Source organism: Azonexus sp. IMCC34839, from assembly GCF_047047955.1.
Taxonomy (GTDB): Bacteria; Pseudomonadota; Gammaproteobacteria; order Burkholderiales; family Rhodocyclaceae; genus Azonexus.
The window spans coordinates 1,214,575-1,232,065 of record NZ_CP150631.1 but is presented as its reverse complement, the minus strand read 5'-3'; the positions used below and the strand labels follow the sequence as shown (position 1 = coordinate 1,232,065).

Annotated in this window: 10 protein-coding genes; 5 read left to right on the top strand and 5 right to left on the bottom strand. The window is 63.4% G+C overall.

Translation table 11 applies throughout. From position 1 onward, the window contains the following. Positions 1–170 precede the first annotated feature (170 nt). Both WIF35_RS06140 and WIF35_RS06135 read right to left on the bottom strand, forming a co-directional pair. Positions 171–743 carry a DUF1415 domain-containing protein gene (locus tag WIF35_RS06140; RefSeq protein WP_412480681.1) on the bottom strand — a complete coding sequence of 191 codons (573 nt, stop codon included), beginning with the start codon at positions 741–743 and terminating at the stop codon, positions 171–173. Between the two features lie 131 nt (positions 744–874). Next, on the bottom strand, positions 875–2,533 hold the full coding sequence (locus WIF35_RS06135; protein WP_412480680.1) for a CorA family divalent cation transporter: 1,659 nt from the start codon (positions 2,531–2,533) through the stop codon (positions 875–877). Positions 2,534–2,708: 175 nt separating this feature from the next. On the opposite strand from WIF35_RS06135, the gene WIF35_RS06130 reads away from it, so the two are divergent. Further along, positions 2,709–3,641 (top strand): substrate-binding domain-containing protein, encoded by a 933-nt coding sequence (locus WIF35_RS06130; protein WP_412480679.1) that lies wholly within the window; start codon positions 2,709–2,711, stop codon positions 3,639–3,641. Positions 3,642–3,643: 2 nt separating this feature from the next. Next, the gene (locus WIF35_RS06125) at positions 3,644–6,526 is read left to right on the top strand and encodes a putative bifunctional diguanylate cyclase/phosphodiesterase (protein ID WP_412480678.1); all 2,883 of its coding nucleotides are present in this window, start codon (positions 3,644–3,646) and stop codon (positions 6,524–6,526) included. 53 nt (positions 6,527–6,579) lie between these two features. Here WIF35_RS06125 and WIF35_RS06120 read toward each other — a convergent pair whose 3' ends face one another. Beyond that, positions 6,580–12,267, bottom strand: coding sequence for an alpha-2-macroglobulin family protein (locus tag WIF35_RS06120; protein ID WP_412480677.1), 5,688 nt, complete (start codon positions 12,265–12,267; stop codon positions 6,580–6,582). A 114-nt stretch (positions 12,268–12,381) separates the two neighbouring features. Between WIF35_RS06120 and WIF35_RS06115 the strand changes: the two genes are divergently transcribed. Continuing rightward, entirely contained in the window at positions 12,382–12,696 is a 315-nt protein-coding gene (locus WIF35_RS06115) for a hypothetical protein (RefSeq protein WP_412480676.1), read from the top strand. Positions 12,697–12,779: 83 nt separating this feature from the next. Here the strand turns inward: WIF35_RS06115 and WIF35_RS06110 are convergent, their stop codons facing one another. Next, the gene (locus WIF35_RS06110; RefSeq protein WP_412480675.1) at positions 12,780–13,346 is read right to left on the bottom strand and encodes a DUF4124 domain-containing protein; all 567 of its coding nucleotides are present in this window, start codon (positions 13,344–13,346) and stop codon (positions 12,780–12,782) included. On the opposite strand from WIF35_RS06110, the gene WIF35_RS06105 reads away from it, so the two are divergent. Next, entirely contained in the window at positions 13,345–13,545 is a 201-nt protein-coding gene (locus WIF35_RS06105; protein WP_412480674.1) for a hypothetical protein, read from the top strand. The two genes, WIF35_RS06110 and WIF35_RS06105, sit on opposite strands and share 2 nt — an antisense overlap. A gap of 126 nt (positions 13,546–13,671) precedes the next feature. Then, positions 13,672–15,813 (top strand): methyl-accepting chemotaxis protein, encoded by a 2,142-nt coding sequence (locus tag WIF35_RS06100; protein WP_412480673.1) that lies wholly within the window; start codon positions 13,672–13,674, stop codon positions 15,811–15,813. 130 nt (positions 15,814–15,943) lie between these two features. Here the strand turns inward: WIF35_RS06100 and WIF35_RS06095 are convergent, their stop codons facing one another. After that, positions 15,944–17,269, bottom strand: a complete 1,326-nt coding sequence (locus WIF35_RS06095; protein ID WP_412480672.1) for an anaerobic C4-dicarboxylate transporter — start codon at positions 17,267–17,269, stop codon at positions 15,944–15,946. Positions 17,270–17,491 lie beyond the last annotated feature (222 nt).

Genomic DNA, 17,491 nt, shown 5'->3' with positions numbered 1-17,491 from the left:
GTGTTTTTCCCGCCTTGCGCTACCAGAGGCTGACGGCAAGGGCATTGATGACCGAGGGCTACAATGATGTCATAAATCGAGCCGGCTTGCCCAGTTGGCATCCGGGGCGGGAGAGAGGGCCCCGATTTTTGCCCGAAATGGGCAGTGCACCGCAGCAGTCGTTGATCGGCTTAGCTCAGCCAGAGTTTTTTCCAGCCTTCGTGGCCAAGCCGTTCCATGGTTTCGATATTGCGTTCGAAGATGTCGGCGGCGTCGGGGAAGGCGGCGACGGCGCGGTCGATGCTGCTTTCGCGCAGCAGGTGCAGGGTCGGGTAGGGTGAGCGGTTGGTGTAGTTGGCGATGTCGTCGGGTTCGCTGCCGGCGAATTCGTATTGCGGGTGCAGGCTGGCGATCTGGAAGATGCCGTCGTAGCCGAGGTTGCGGATCAGCGCATCGACTTCGCCGAGGAAGAAGTGATAGTCGAGGAAATCGGTCATCGCCAGCGGGTGGATCAGCAGCGTGGTGTCGAGCTGTTCCGGATCGGTTTCGGCGAGCAGGGTGAGTTCGTGTTCCAGCTCGGCGAGCAGGCTGTCGGCATCGGCCGCTGCGGTCAGGGCGTAGCGCACCTGCTTCTTGACGAAGACGCTTTTGGCGAAGGGGCAGAGATTGAGGCCGATGACGGCGCGTTCCAGCCAGGTCTTGGTGGCGTCGACGATGGCTTCGCCGGCGGCGAGGTCGGTGTAGGGGCATAGAACCTGGGGCATGGCAGGGCCTCGAAAACGATGGCGGGCTGACCGTTTGCGGTCAGGGCGTCGGGTGACTACGGCCGGCTGGCTGTATTCAGGTGGGCGATGCGCGTGGCGCACCGCGGCGTCATTCTAACGGTTTGTCCGGATCAGCGCTGCTGACGGCCGACCACGCCCCACAAGGCGCGGAACTTGCCGCCCAGCGTGACGCGCTCGTCGGACAAGGCTTCGAGGAAATCGGACAGGCGCTTGGAGCGGGCGACGGCAAACAGGACGAGACCGATGAAGACACCACAGGCGACCAGCCCATGCACCGCACGTTGCCAGACCGGACCTTCGCCGAACGGGATGATGTTCATGCCGAAGTAGCCGGTGGTGACGGTGGCGATCAGGCCGAGGATGGTGATCACGGTGAGGCGGACCACGGTGTTCGATTGCCGGCGCTGCGAGTCGCTGTCGAGGTAGTGGCTCATCTCGCGAATCTCGTCGCGCACGTCGTCGTACAGCGCATCGTTGCGCAGGTGGTTGGCGCACAGGCGGTACATGGCCTGGACGTGCGGGCGCTCGGACAGTTCGTGGAACCAGTAGCGGTGCGTGAAGCGGAGGAAGGTCTCGAAATTTGACCGGATGCGGCGCTTGAAGCGGCGGACCGAGGCGTCGTTGCGGATATCGAGGTCGTTGACCGCATCGACCAGGATTTCGGAAAAGATCAGCAGCGAGGCGCGGTGCAGGTGGGCGATCAGGAAGACGAGGAAATACTGGTGGCGGAACTGCGCCAGCACACCGCGCTCACTGTCGAGGAAGAAGGGGGCGGCGGCGTCGCCGACCACGGTGAAGGCGTTGCCGGTACACATGAAGCGGGTATTGGGACCGGCTGCGCTGTCGGTCCAGAAACGGTCCTGGCAATAGCGCTGCTCGAATTCGAGCACCATCGGCTCGTTGATCGGCAGGGCTTCGTCGGGATGCAGCGTGGTTGCCAGGCCGAGGCGGACCCATTGTTCGCGGCTCAGCTGGCGCGGGTTGTCGACTGCAATGAAGCTCATGACCGGCATGCGCTGGTATTCGATCAGCCGGTAGCGCAGGTCGCCCGGCTCGTCGGAGTGCGCCAGTACCAGTGGGCGCAGCAGACAGGCCCAGTGCTCGGAGATGCAGGGGCTGCGGTGGGTGCACACGTAGCCCAGGTATTTCTCGCGCTTACGCGTGTCGGATTGCGCGATCACCCGACCGTCGGCATCCAGCCACTCCGCCAGATAGGCGTTGTGCAGGCCTTCGCCGGTTTCCTCCCAGCCCGACGGGTAGGCGCGGCCGAAGCGGAAGAGAATTTCGCGCACGGTGTCGAGTGGCAGGTCGTTGCTGCGGATTTCCAGGTTGAGCTGGATCAGGTCGAGATCGTGGAAGAAATACAGGTCGAGATGCACGACGTGCAGCTCGATTGGCGCCTGGTCGCGGCGCAGGGTCAGGCGAAGCTTGGCGATGTCCTTGCGCCGGAAGACGTGCATCGGCGAGTTGCCTGGCGGATCGTCGGCCGACGAGTTGCGCGAACGCCCTTCGCCATAGAGAAAACGCTGCACGTAGGGCAGGAAGGAGACGAATTCGCGGTAGTGGCGTTCCTCGAACTGCGTCGGGTCTTCGGTAAACTCATCGTCGATCAGACGCCAGGCCGAATCCTTGGTCAAGGCCTCGAAAACCTCCCAATGGCGGCCTTCGCTGATGTCGCGGGTGAGCGGCGTCAATTGCAGCGGCCAGACCAGGCTGGCGTGGAAGAGGCGGACGGAGGGAGATTGGGTAGCGGGAGTTAGGGCGGTCAAGGCGGCTATTCCTGGCGGCTTTAGGAGCCAGGAGATTTTATGTCGATTGCCCGGCTATGTGTTTCTGTTGGCAAAAATGCCTTTTGCTTCAGAACTGTCGGAAGTATGATTTAACAAATCGTGCGCGTTCAAAGCGCCCAGAATAGAACAATAGCAGTGAAATAGGCGGTGGAGGATGAAGCTAGGAAGGCGGCAATACCTGCAAGCCCTGTTGGCGTTGGCCGTAGCTCCTGGCGTCTTCGCCCGGCAAGGCGAGCGCCAATACCTCGTTGGCTTTGCCCAGGATACCTTGAGCAATGATTTTCGCGCAGCCCAGGTCAGGCAGTTGGCGGAACGATTCTCGCGCATCCCCAGCGTCAATTTCGTTTTTTCCGATGCCGATGGGCAAACCGCGAAGCAGATTGCCGACATCGAAGAGTTCGTGGCGCGCAAGGTTGATCTGTTGATCGTGGCGCCACGTGACGCCAAGGCCATGACGCCGGTCATCACCGACGCTCATCGGCGCGGTATTCCAGTCGTGCTGCTAACTCGGCGCATCGAGGGGGAGGGATACACTTGCCTGGTCGGGCCGGATGACGAGCATATCGGCGAGCTGGCCGCCGAATTCATGGCCAAGCGTTTGCGTGGTAAAGGTGCAGTGATGATGCTGGAGGGAGTTCCCACGGCAAGCACTGCCATCGCCCGCGGCGAGGGCTTTCGCCGGGGATTGCGCAAGCATCCGGGAATCCGGTTGGTGGCGACCAAGGTCGGCAACTATCTGCGCGGCGATGCAATTCGCGCCATGGAGGAAATGCTCAGTAGCGGCCTGCATTTCGACGGCCTCTTTGCCCAGTCCGACAGCATGGCTTCAGGGGCAAGGCTCGCATTGATCAAGGCAGGCATTCCCCCGGCTTCCAAGACCATTATCGGCATCGATTACATTGCGGAGGCGCGCAAGGCCATACTCGAGGGAGAGCAGACCGCCAGCTTCGTATACCCGCTATGTGCCGAGGAGGCAGTCGAGGTCAGCCTCGCCATCTTGCGTGGCAACAAGGTGCCACGCCGCAGGGTGGTGGCAAGCCGCTTGGTGACGCAGGGCGAGGCGCGCTCACTGCTGCCGATTTTCTGAAGATGAAGAGCGTCAAATCCAAGCTTCAGGCCCTGCTGCTGCTAAGCATACTGCTTGCGCTCACGCTGGCCGGTATCCTGCTCAGCCTGGGGGTGCGTTATGTGCATCAGGATGCCAGCCGTAGCCATCTGGTGGTCGGATATAACACCTTGCGCAACCAGATCGAGCAACTCAGCCAGAAAAGCGAGCGTGTTGCCCATGGCATGGCAGCCGACGCGACGGTCATCTCTTCGCTCAACATGCTTTCGGGCTACGCCACGCAGGGAGAATACCAGCCCCTCGTCTTCGATCCGGAAAAGCGGCGCCTGGCGCGTGATGCAGCCCGCCAGTTGATGGGTACCACGGACGTTGCACTGGCAATTTTCGACAGTGCGGGTTCGTTGGCGGCTTATGCGGTCAGTGCCGACAACGGGACGGTGATCGAGGGCATCGTTTCTTATGAGTTGGGCCAACCGGTCTACCTGACGGGGGACGGTGGGAACTGGCATACCGATAATCTGCCCGCGCGCATCGAGGATCTGGTCAAGCAGCAAGGCTACGAGGACCGCTACCAGCGGACGCGGGCTTCCGAATTTGGCCTGCACATCGAATTCGGCATTCCGGTAGTACGCATCGCGCGCGGCGATATCGTGCGGACGGTGGGCAGCGTTGTCGTGTCTCAGATTCTCGGCGAAAGCTTTATCGCGGGCTCTTCGCAGAACACGGCCCTCGAGGTCGGTTTGGTACTCGGCAAGGGGCTGGCACTGGGGCAGAGTGCCGGCCTGGATGATCCGAATATGTTGGCCAAGGCGCCACAACTGTTCGCACCGGTCATTCCGGACGATGCCGGTTGGCATGAGTCGGAATCCCGTTTTTCCAGGGCCTATGCCCTGTCGCTGACCGGCGGCGGCAATGCCTATTTCGTGCTGTCGGCCGATCAGGAACTGGTCGCCCGACAGATTCGTCAGACCCTGCTGGTTATTCTCGGGGTGCTTGTGCTGGCGGCTTTGATCGTTTTGCCGCTGGGAGTCCATATTGCCGAGCGCTGGATCAGCGAGCCGGTACGTAATCTGATTGGCCGGGTCGTGCACATCCGGGAAGGGCGTTATGAGTTGGTTCAGGCCATGCCGCCGGGCCAGGGGGAGTTCAACGAACTGGCGCTGGCATTGCGTGAGATGGCCAACGGCATACGTGAGCGCGAGGAGCGCCTGCGCATCTGGAACCGGGTCATCGCCGAAAGCCGCGAAGCGATCATCGTCACCGATCCGCAAGAGCGCATTCTGGCTGTCAACCCGGCTTTCACCACGGTGACGGGTTACTCCGCCGAGGAAGCGATCGGCCAGACACCGCGCATCCTGCAGTCCGGCCAGCATGATCGCGATTTCTACCTGAACATGTGGCAGTCGCTGACCACTACAGGACATTGGCAAGGCGAGGTCTGGGATCGCGCCAAGAATGGCCGTATCTATCCTAAATGGCTGGCCATCACGGCGGTACGCGACGAACAGGACCAGATCGCCAACTTCATTGCCATCTTTTCCGATGTGAGCGAACACAAGGCTACCCTGGCGCAAATCCAGTTCCTGGCCCATCACGATGCGCTGACGCTGCTGCCCAACCGCGCCTTGCTGCAGGACCGCCTGACGCAGTCGATTTCCAGCATGCAGCGGGAGGCGGGAAAGCTGGCCGTGTTGTTCATGGACCTCGATCGCTTCAAGAATGTGAACGATTCGCTCGGTCACAATATCGGTGACGGTTTGCTGAAGAGCGTGGCTGCTCGCCTGAGACATTGCGTCCGCGAAACCGATACCGTATCGCGCTTCGGTGGCGATGAGTTCGTCATTGTCCTGGCCAGGTTGCGCTCGGCGGACGACGCTGCGATGGTTGCCGATAGCATTCTGAAGGCAGTTGCCGAGCCGATTCGTATCGAGGGTTACGAGCTGAGGGTGACGCCCAGTATCGGCATCAGTATCGGGCCGGACGATGGGGCCGATCCTGCCGTCCTGATCAAGAATGCCGACGCGGCGATGTATCACGCGAAGGAAAGAGGCCGTAACAACTACCAGTTCTACTCGGCGGACATGAACGAGCGGGCGGAGCGGCGACTCAACGTGGAAAGCGGATTGCGCCGTGCCATCGAGAATGGCGAATTCCTGCTCGCCTACCAGCCCAAGGTAGAGGTCGCGACCGGGCGTTGTGTCGGTGTCGAGGCCCTGATCCGTTGGCGCCGGCCAGATGGGGGATTCGTCTCACCGCTGGAATTCATTCCGCTGGCTGAGGATACAGGCCTGATCCTGCCGATCGGGGAGTGGGTCCTACGCGAGGCTTGTCGACAACAGCAGGCATGGTTGGCGGGTGGGGTCGGACTGGTGCAGGTGGCTGTCAACATCTCCGCTGTCCAGTTCCAGAGCCCCGGTTTCGTCGCGCAGGCGCGTAGCATCATGCGGGAGTACGACGTAACGCCGGGCAGTGTCGAACTCGAACTGACCGAAAGCATCGTGATGCGTGATCCGGAACAGGTGGCGCGCGTGCTGGTCGATCTGAAGCGTGAGGGCTTCATGCTCGCCATCGACGATTTTGGGACGGGTTATTCCAGCCTATCCTATCTGAAGCGCTTTCCGCTCGATAAATTAAAGATCGACGCCTCCTTCGTGCGCGACATTTCCCGCGACTCCACCGATCGTGCCATTGCCCGCTCGGTGGTCGCGCTGGGCGCCAGTTTGGGCCTGCAGGTGGTTGCCGAGGGCGTGGAAGGGATGGAGGAACTGAAGCTGTTGCACGAAATGGGCTGTAGCCAGGCCCAAGGCTATTACTTCGCCAAACCCCTGCCGGCCGACGAGTTCGTCGCCTGGTTGCAGACCTACGTTCCAAGCGCCATGGTGCGAGAGGACGACTACGTCATTTGAAGCCGGCTGCCGTGGCGTGAAACCACGACAGCCGGTGGGCGATCGATTGGTGTTCAGTCGCTAATTTCGACCCGCTTGTTCGGCACCTCACCAAACACGTCCGGCGCATACATCGCCTCGACCCGCGTCGGTGGCAGGGCAAAGCTGCCTGCGTTGTTCAGGCGCACGGTGTATTCGACCGTGAATCTGCCCTTGGGCAGCCAGGCGTAGTAGGCGCGGAAGGCGCTGAAACTGCGCTCGACATAGGTCGGCCACATGCCGGCCTGATTGCGATTTTCATCGAGTCGGCCGATGGAGGAGTCGCGACCGTCGCCGTCGCCCAGGATGCGCGCCCCGGCCGGGATCGGATCGCTGAGCGCCACCCAGGTCATCTCGTTGTCGGCCTCCACGGTCAGTTTGATGCGCCATAGGTCGCCGCGACTCACCTTGCCGGCCACCTTTTCCTGTAGCGGCGTCACCTGGCGGCTGACGCGATAGCCCATGGCACGCGGCGGGCCGTCCGGAATGGCGGCCAGCACCTGCACCGTGGCCCACGGCTTGCCGCTGCCCTGATGGGCGATGGCCAGCTTGTCGTCCTTTCCGGGCGTGGCCGGCCAGGGCAGGGCGATGGGTGGGCGGGGCTCGTCGACGGTCTTGCTCCAGTCGATCTCGCCGCTGGCCTTGGCCAGGGTGGCGACCGTCTTGCCGGCAACCGGATCGCGCTCGAATTTCTGCGCAAAGCGGTCGAGTGTCACGCGTGCCCAGGCGTTCGCGGTGGTTGTCAGCCAGCGGCCGCGCACCTGGCGTTCCATCGCACCTTGCACGAGGCGTGGCAGATCGTCCTTCCAGCCGGGGTTGTCGAGCATGGCTTCGATCAGCCGGAAGGCGTTGGCGTCGGCGTTGAGCATCATCCACCACCAGTAATCCTCGCGCTCGGTGGTGAAGGCCAGGCGGCTGCCGGCGTAGGAGAGGCGGTTGCGCAGTTCCTGCTGCGCCTCGGCCAGCTTCTTGTCGCGTTGCGGCAGGTCGGTGACGCGCTGCACGACCAGATACCAGTCGATCAGCGCGCCGGTCGGCAGGCGCAGCGGGTCGATGTCGAGCGCCGCGACCGTGCGCGTCGGCTTCAAGCCTTGCCGGGTCATCGCCTGCAGTACGTTCAGGCGGCGATGCAGCAGCGGGTCGCCGAGCGTGCCGGGCGACCATTCGCCGGTCTTGATGCGGCCTTCGGCGTAGGCGGTCAGGCCCTGCAACATGCGCTGCTTGCTGTCTTCGGGAACGGTGAAGCCGGCCAGCGTGGCGAGGTCGAGCAGGTAGGCGGTCAGCGTCGCGCTGCCCGGCGTGCCGGGGAAGTAGGTGGCCAGGCCGTTATTGTCGAGCTGGCCGGGTAGGCTGTCGGCGATGGCCTGCCAGCGCTTGGCGTCGTTGAGGCCGACGGCGATGGAGGTCTTCTGCTCCAGGCACGAGAACGGATAGTTCTCGAAGAAGCGGCGCAGCCCCGGCGGCACGACGGCCAGCTTGGGCGACAGGCTGACTTCCAGCCCGCCCTTGCCGGGCAGCGAGCCGGCCGGCTGGGTGGCGCCGACCTCGTACTTGCCTTCGATGCGCGTGAAGTTGGCCTGCTGCACGGTGACCGGCACGGCGGGGGCGACCTGCTGCGTGATCTTGAGCGCATCCTGCGCGTTGCCGCCTTCCTCGCGGGCGGTGAATTCCCACTGCTGGCTGGTGATCTCCTCGCCGGTCTTGGCTTCCCAACTCAATTCGGCAGCGCCTTCGGGTTCGAGCGTGACCTTCTTTTCGGCCAGGGAAATTGCCCCGTTTTTGCCGTGCACCGCAACCGTTATCTTGCGTGCCGTGCCATTGCGCAGCGTCAGCATGGCCTTGAAGCTGTCGCCCTCGCGCACCAGCGGTGGCAGGCCGGAGATGATCTGCAGATCCTGCTTGGTGCGCACGCTGCTGCCGCCGGTGCCGAACAGGCCGGCGCCAACGGTGGCGACGCCGACCAGGCGGAATTCGGTCAGCGAGTCGTTCATCGTCACCTTGACCGTGGCGTTGCCGTTGCCGTCGAGTTTGACCCGTGGCTGCCAGCTGAGCAGGGTGTCGAACAGTTCGCGCGCCGGGGCGCGACCGCCGCCGCCGCCCGGTGGCAGGGCTTTTTTGCCGAAGTGGCGCTTGCCGATCACCTGCGATTGCGCGGTGGCCGTTTCGACCAGATAGGCGCGTTTTTGCAGCAGGGCATCGAGCAGGTTCCAGCTGTCGTTCGGGCGCAGTTCGAGCAGGGCCTGATCGACCGCCGCAAACGCCACTTCGCTGCCGGCCGGCGCGGGCTTGCCGTCCGGCGTGGTGACGCGGATCTTCACAGTGGCTTCTTCACGCGGCCGGTAGTCGGTCTTGTCCGTGCTGATGTCGACCTTGAGCTTGAAGCCGTCGGTGCCGACGGCGATCTCGCCGAGGCCGAGGCGGTAGGCCGGCTTGGCCAGATCGACCATGGCCGTCGGCTGCTCGGGGTTCCACCATTCCTTGAACCAGGTCAGCGGCTCGCGCCAGCCCCACTGGAAGAACGAATACCACTTGAGCGGCTCGACCCGGCCGCGCACGGCCAGCACCGAGACGAAGACATTCGGCCCCCATTCGGCCTTGACCGGAACTTCGACGGTCGGCTTGAAGCGCGACAGCGGCTGGACGAAGGTGTCGATGATGCCGCCGGCTTCGACCGAAACCAGCGCCGTCGCCTCGCGGAAAGGCGTACGCACCTGGAAACGCGCGGTTTCGCCCGGCGCGTAGGTTTTCTTCTCCGGAATGACGTCGATGCGATCCTGGTTGCCGGCGGTGAACCACAAATCGCCGCCGCCGCTGATCCAGTAGCTGGTGCTGGAGCGGGCGATATTGCCTTGCCCGTCGCGCGCCTCGGCCAGCAGATAGATCGAGCCGGGATCGCCGGACTTGGGCTCGCACAGCAGCAGGCCGCGGCTGTCGGTCGTGCCGTTGCACACTTCGCCGATCTCCTGGTATTCCTGCTGGTTCTCGTAGGCGTAGAAGCCGCCGACGATGCGCCGGCGGTGGCTGTAGTCGATGCGGCGCTTGGCCTTGACGCTTACCGCCTGGCCGGCGATGGGCTTGCCGTTGGTGTCAAGGGCGACAACTTCGATGCGGTTCTTGCCGTTGCCGCTGGCCCAGTCGGCCACCTTGATGCCAACGGTGATGGCGGCCGGCCACAGTTCGACGCGGCCGCGCAGGGTCTGGATTTCGCCGTTCGGGTCGGCGAAGCTCATTTCGGCGTAGACCTCGCTCGGCCCCTTGGGCTTGGCGGGCAGCACGACGTCCAGCTTGCCGGCGCCGGCCTTGTCCAGCGTCACCGCCTGGCGGTCGAGGATCAGCGTTTCTTCTTCGCGGTTGGCCTCGACCTTGAAGGCGGCGAGGGTGGCGTTGTCGAAATCGATATGGAAGTTGTAGGCCTCGTAGTTCTTGTAGATCGGCCAACGCGGGCGCAGCGTGGCCGACACCTGCACTTCGGCGTTCTTCGCCGCGCCGCCGTTGAGGAAGGAGAGGCCGAGCGCAAGCGGCACCTTGCCCGGCGCGACCTGACGGGCCGGCACGCCCTGCACGCTGCCGGTAAACACCGGCAGGCGGAAATCGGCAACGCGGAACTCGCCGCTGTACTGCTCGCCGCGCTTGCCGCCGCTGAGCACCACTTCGTAGGTGCCGAGCTTGGCGGAATCCGGCACTTTCCAGCTGTTCACTGCAGATGCCTGCGCATCCCAGCTCAGCGGCTGGCTGTATTCGGTGCCGCTTTCGCTGTGGCGGATGACCAGCTTGGTCGGCAGCGTGGCGACGTCGGGCAGGGCGAAGCCCTTGCTGTCGCGGCTGCGCGCCAGATGCTTCATCGACACCAGTTGGCCAGGGCGGAACAGCGTGCGGTCGAGAATGCTGTGAATCTTGAAATCACCACGCTCACCCCAGGTTTCCACACCGAAGCGCCAGGGCTCGATGCCTTCGTTCCAGTCAGAGCGGACAAAGCTGTAGTCGCCATCGAGTCGTGCGCTGGCGAAGAGAAAATGGGCGTCACGGCAGGAGCGTGCGCTGATGGCCTGGTCAACCTGCGCCCGGCCCAGGTTGTCGGTTTTGCCTTGCCACAGTGATTGGCCGTCGCAGCCGGAAATGCGCACGTCGGCCCCGGCTACCGGCTTGCCGCTGTCGAGTGCCGTGACCCAGACCAGCGCGTTGTCGCGCCCGGTTTTCAGATGCACCGCCAGGTTGGTGACCAGCGCTGCGGCGCGCACATACATCGGCTTGGGCGTGGCGAGCAGCGCGTTGCCGAGCAACTGGCTCTCGATTTCGACGATGTGGTAGCCCGGCTGCTTGAGTGGAATGCCGACCACCTCGAATTCGTTGCTGCCGCCCGGCTTGGGTAGTTCCTGGCGTGACACGCCGTTGCGGCCGTTCAGGAAGGACAGCTCGCGGGCATAGAACGGATCGTGGAATTCGCGCAGCTCGCCGTCGATTTTCATCTTCACCTGACGCGTCTGCTGCTCGAATTTTTCCAGGGCGCGCATGGCGGCGATCACGTCGGCGTCTTCGGTCAGCCGTTGCTCGCTGAAGCGGTGGCTGCCGGGCAGGGCGAGGCGGGCGGTTTTCAGCGACGCTTCGACATTGCGCAGGGTCACCGGCAGCAGGCCGCCTTCCTTCAACTCGACGATGCCGAAATTGCCGGGGAACTTGGCGAGCGGCGGCAGGCCGCCGGTGCGCGTCTTGAGCGGGAAGCTGGCGGCGTTGGCCAGCGGGCGTCCGGCGTCATCCTTCAGGCCGCTGGGCAGTTCGAGCGTGAGGTCGGCATTCTGCGGCAGCGGGCCGGGGAAAACGACCGAACGGAAAGTCGATTCCTTGTTGGCATTGTCCTTGTTCGGGTCGGTCGGCTTGCGCGTGCCTTCCGGCGTCACCAGCTTGAACTGGCCGATCAGCTTGGCATCGAACGGCGCGTTGAAATTGAGCGACAGCCCGGAGAGCGGCGAGCAGGGCGCGCCGGCCTTCTCGCGCTCGCAATTGAGCGTGGCCTTGAACGGCTCGCGCACTTTGTAGATGAAGCTCTCTTCCTTCTCGGTCGGCGTGCCGTTGGCGGCGAGAATGCCCTTGCCCCAGACCAGCTTCATGCGGTTGCCGGCGGGCAGGCGTTCGCTACAGGTGACGACCAGCGGGGCAGTGCCCATGTTGCCGACGTGTTCCAGCACCTCGCGGCGCACGGCGTCCGACACTGGGCGGGCAGGCAGGCGCTGACCGACGCCATCGGCCTCGCACCACAGGTTGTTTTCCAGCGATTTAGCATCCAGCTTGCCGCCGCCGTTGATGACGAAGGCCTGGTCTTCTTCGACGCCGCTATTCGGGCTGGGCACGATGCGCCAGGGGCGCGGCGGCGCGCCATAGAACTCGAAACGGCTCTTGCCACTGACCGTTTCGCCGCCTGCTGCGGTGTACCCGGGTTTTAGGGCAAAAATGCAGCGCTCGCCTGGCAGCAGCGGGCGGCTCAGCTGCCAGGCCCAGGTGCGTGCATCGACCCAGCGGCCTTCGCCGGCAATCTGGTTGCACTCCACGTCGAACGGCGCCGGCGCATTCGGCTCGCCCAGCTTGACCATGTCGGCGCTGAACCGCACGGTGGCGCGCGTCTGGTCGGCCACCTTGCCTTGCGGCTGGAAGTTCTGGATGGTGGCGGCGCTGGCGGTTAGCGTGGCAAACAAAAGGCCGGTGACGGCGGCGAAGGGGGCTGTTCTCATTCTTGGTTTTCCAATGCAGATTGCATCACGCCAGTTTGCCACAGAAGGCCTGCCGTCGACAGCCCGGCAAGCTGCCGCTATGCTCGCGCCTTTTTCAGGCTTTCAGGGGCGGATATGGGACAGGCAAAACGACGCGGCACGCAGGAAGAACGTGTGGCACAGGCGATGGCGCGCATCGAGGCGAAGCGCCCGGAAAAGCTGATCTGCAACAGCTGCCAGGCCGAAGTGACCAAGATCAACCCGGTCAGCACCAAGGGCCTACGTGGGCTGGAATCGATCTGGGTCGGTCAGTGCGATTGCGGCCACACCACCTTTGCCGCCAGCGGCGAGCCGAAGGCCGTACAGGCTTTCTTCGATGCGCTGGGTGACGATACCGAATTGCTGCTGGCCAGCCAGAGCCAGGACGGCGCGCAGCACGAAGCGACCTGAGTCGTCGCTATACCCCGGCGCCTGGCGTGAGTGGTGGGCGCCAATGCCGCTTCCCGTGATCGCACGGGAGCGGTGCTCAAGCCTTATTTCTTGATCGGCGGAAAAGCGACCGTCGGAGCCGGTGGCTCCGGTTTCGGCTTGGGTTGGGGGTGAGTCTGCACCGGCGGGTGGTAATGGCGGGGTGGGTAGCCGTAAGGCGTGGTGTAGACCGGATAGGGCCCGGAAACGCCCGAGCTTGAGCCGATGCGCCGACAATCGGCTTCCATTTGCGAGCGTTGGTTTGCTTCCAGGCCCATCTGCGCGACATCGCGCAGGCATTCGTCGGCCGAGCCGTAGATGCGCGGGCTGGGCTGGGACTGGGCGTTTTTTGCCTGTCGGGCAGCGGCTTCGCGCTCGGCCGCTGCCTCGCTACGCTGTACGGCCTCGCGTTTATCGACGTAGTCGCGCATCTTTTCCACATCCTTTTCGGCGCGCTGGCGGTCGGCTTCCGATACTTTTTCGTCCGGACGGCTCTTCAAGGTACTGGCGCCGCCGGCACAGGGCGAGTTGGAAATCTCGACGCTACCGTCGGCATTGCGGCATTTGTAAACATCGGCAAGGGCGGTACTGGTGCACAAAGCGGTGAGCAGCAGGGCGAACAGGGGTTTCATGGGCGTCCTTTCTGGCGAAACCGGCCGAGTGGCGATTCCTTCCAATTTAGTTGTCCTTGCCTCAGCTGGCAATCGCGTGGATAGACGAGTAACGCTCGTGGTGCGCAATTGGCTGACCGGCGTTGCTGTTCTTGATTCACGCACGCTGATGGTGCAAATGCACCTTGATGGTGAATTATTAGACACAGTGTGTCTATGAACCGTGCATTTAATCGGTGCATCTCACTGATTCGATTGTCGAAATGCGCTTGCGCTGATCGCTTGTGGTGCGTCGGCACGGAAGTTGCGCTTAGGCAGGCCTTCTCGTTATGGAGTTGGTTTGCAGATGTTGAAGAGCAGCAAGATGGCCCTGTCGGCCGGTGAAAAACACTGGCTTCCCTGGTTTGGCAAGACGGGCAAGTTGGCGATGCGCTGGGCGACCTCACGCAACGTCAATCGTTACCACGCAATCGAACAGACTTTCGAATCCTTCGCCCAGACCCGCGTCCGTATCCTGATCAACTGGGCCGAGCAGCAATGGACCTATCTCGATGGCCTGGCCCGCGAGCTGGCCGGCAATTGGCCACAGACCGGGCGCGAACAGCTGCTGCATGTCATGGAGCGGGCCACCGATTTCTCCGAGCTCTGCATCGTTGCGCCCGATGGCCGCGTGCTGCGCTCCAGCCACACCAGCCGTGAAGGCAGCGCCATGCCGAGTGCACCAGCCGTGGCGGCCGGCCTCAAGGGGCGCTTCCTGCACGGTCCGTATCGCGACCCGGTGACGCGCAGCCTGCCGCCGTCGTCGTCGCGCTTTCACGATGCCGTGACGCTGATGTTCTACCAGCCGATCACGGTCGATGGCGCGGTCGTCGGCCTGGTTTGCGGCCGCGTGCCGAACGATGTGCTGGGTGACCTGATCCAGCGCGAGGCCGGACATATCTTCCACGAGTCAGGCGACAACTACCTGTTCATGGTCAAGTCGGCCTTCGACCCGAGCATTCGCCAGGGTACCGCGCTATCGCGCTCGCGCTTCGAGGATGCCACCTTCACCCATGGCGACAACCTGAAGGACGGCGTGCGTACCGACTTCGGCGTCGTCCGGGTCAAGGAACACACCGAGCTGGAGCTGATTTTCAACGATCCGGCCACCGGCCAGCTGCACCCCGGCGTGCGCGAAACCATCCGCCATGGCGAAAACCTCTTCGTCACCTATCCCGGCTATTCCGACTACCGCCACATTCCGGTCATCGGCAAGGGCATCACCTTCCAGCTGCCCGGCTCGCCCGACACCTGGGGCATGATGTGCGAGGCCGATCTGGAGGAGGTCTATCGCTACCGCAGCATTTCCTACCGCCTGCAAAAGCTCTACCTCCTGCTCAGCACCGTTTCCTGGGGCGGCGCCATCGCCGCCGCCGAAGGGCTGGGTGTGTCGATGGAATGGGCTTTCTTCGGCGGCGCGCTGGTGCATCTGCTCGGCGCCTTCGTCTTCCAGCAATTCGGCAGCCAGCCCCTGAGCGAGCGCCTGCGCGAGGCCACGCGCATCCTGCGCACGACGGCCGAAGGCGGCGGCAACCTGTCGCAGCGCTTGCCGCGGGCGAGCGACCGCATTGACGAGGCGACCGTGCTGGCGCAGTGGACCAACAGCTTCATTGACAACCTGGAGCAGGTGATCCATCTGGTGGCGAATACCTCCAACGAAATCAGCGAAACCAACCGCACGCTGCAGCACAAGAACCTGCATGCCGGCCAGGTGTCGGTCAGCATGCAGCACTCGGTGGCCGAAATCCTCGAAGCCATCCGCTCGCAGCTGGGCGAAATTGACGCCGCTACCGGCAACACCCAGGCCATGCGCGACGTCGTGCAGCGGGTCAGCGAAGAGGCGCGCGCCCAGTTTTCGCTGATCGGCGAGCGCAGCCAGCGCATCCGCGAATCGGTCGGTTTGTCGGCCGACACCATCCGCCAGTTGGAGCAGAAGACGCTCGATATCGGCCAGATCGTCACGCTGATCAACGAGATCGCCGAGCAGACCAACCTGCTGGCGCTCAATGCCGCCATCGAAGCGGCACGGGCCGGCGAATCCGGGCGCGGCTTTGCGGTGGTGGCCGACGAAGTGCGCAAGCTGGCCGAGCGCACGCGCAAGGCCACCGCCAGCATCAGCGACATGATCGACGGCGTGCAGCATCAGGCCGAGCAGGCCGTGCGCAACATGGAAAGCGGCATGAACGAGATGGAAGAGGGCCTGCGCCTGGCCACCGAGGCGGCTTCCGACAAGCGCGAGATCGAGGAAGTGGTCGAACGCCTGTTCGTCACCATCAACCAGATCGCCAGTTCGACGCACGCCTCGGGCGACCGCGTCGGCTCCATCGCCAATGCCGTGCAGGCCATGCGCGAAGCCACGCTGGCCTCGGTGCGCAGCGCTGAACTGACCGGCTTCGCCGCCGGCAAGCTGGAGCAGACCATGTCGCAGTTCAAGGTGGCGCGGGCCTGAGCCAAACTGCTATCTGGAAAAAAGCCGCCCACTATGCGTCGGGCGGCTTTTTTATTGGGTCACTGGCGCGGTGGAGCATCCCGGTTTTTGGCCAAAATCGGCCGTGCACCGCAGCAGTAGGATCGGCGGCTTAGAAGTAAACCTGCGCCAGTCCATAGGCGACGATGGTGGAGGTAATCACGCCGATCCAGCCGGGAATCATGAAACTGTGGTTGAGCAGGTATTTGCCAATGCGCGTCGTGCCGCTGCGGTCCATGTTGATGGCGGCCAGGTCGCTCGGATAGAAGGCGAAGAAGAAGTAGGCGTAGCAGGAGGGCATCAGGCCGAGCAGCAGTTGCGGGCTGAGGCCGAGCGCCAGGCCGAAAGGCAGCATGATGGTCAGCGTCGCCGCCTGACTCTTGACGAAAGCCGACACGGCGAACATGGCCAGGGCGAAGGTCCAGGGCGCGTACTCGACCATGGCCTTGATGTTGTCGACCAGGAAGGTCTCGTTGGCCTTGACGAAGGTATCGCTCATCCAGGCGATCCCGAAAATCGACACCACGGCGATCATGCCGGCGGTGAACACTTCCGATTTGGCGATGGCGGCCGCCTTGATGTCGGCCGCGAACAGGATGAAGGCGCCGAAAGCGAGCATCACCAGTTGCACGACCGTGGTCATCGGGATCGGCTTGCCCTTGGCCAGCGGTAGCACGCTCGGGTAGAGGGCGAGGGCGACGATGGTCAGGATGCCAGTGAAGAAAAGCACCACCGACAGGCGAGCGGTCTTGGGCAAGGTCTTGTCCAGCGTGGTGACCGACATCTCGACCGTGGCGCGGAAATCCGGGTCCTGCATGCGTGCCTGGAATTCCGGATCCTTGTCGAGGTCGAGGCCGCGCTTCATGCTCCAGAGGGCTGCGGCCAGCACGCCGATCAGGCCGGCGGGCAGCGTCACCATCAGGATTTGCGCCAGAGTGACCGGTGCATCCGTCTTGGCGGTCATGGCCAGGAAAGTCGTTACCGCTGCCGCGACCGGGCTGGCCGTGATGCCCATCTGCGAAGCGACGCTGGATATGGCCATCGGCCGTTCCGGACGAATCTTCGTTTTCAGTGCCACATCGGCAATTACCGGCAGCAGCGAATAAACGGCATGGCCGGTGCCGACGCACACGGTGAGCAGGAAGGTCGACAGCGGCGCCAGGATGGTGATCTGCTGCGGGTGCTTGCGCATCAGGCGTTCGGCCTGCTGCACCAGCCAGTCCAGCCCACCGGCCACCTGTAGGGTGGCTGAAGCAGTGACGACGGCGAGGATGATCAGCATCACCGTGATCGGCGGCTCCTGCGGCGCGACGCGGAAGCCGAAACTCAATACCGCGACGCCCAGGCCACCGATCAGGCCAAGTGCCACCCCGCCGCGGCGGATACCGATCAGGATGGCGGTCAGGACAAGCGCAAACTGAATCCAGAAATCGAACATGGCATTCCCCTAATTTAGTGATTTCTTATATGTTGCAGCGCAACATTTTTGGCTCACTATGCCACAGGGGAAATTCAGTAAAAAGACAGCACTCAGAAAATATCTGACGTACTGTTGATCTGGGTCATAAGCCGTCGGCTGACGGCGAAAGCTTGGGAATTTCGCGTTTGATCAGTCGGCCGCAACAGCAGAGCGTGACCATCAAAACTACCTTCCCAAGCC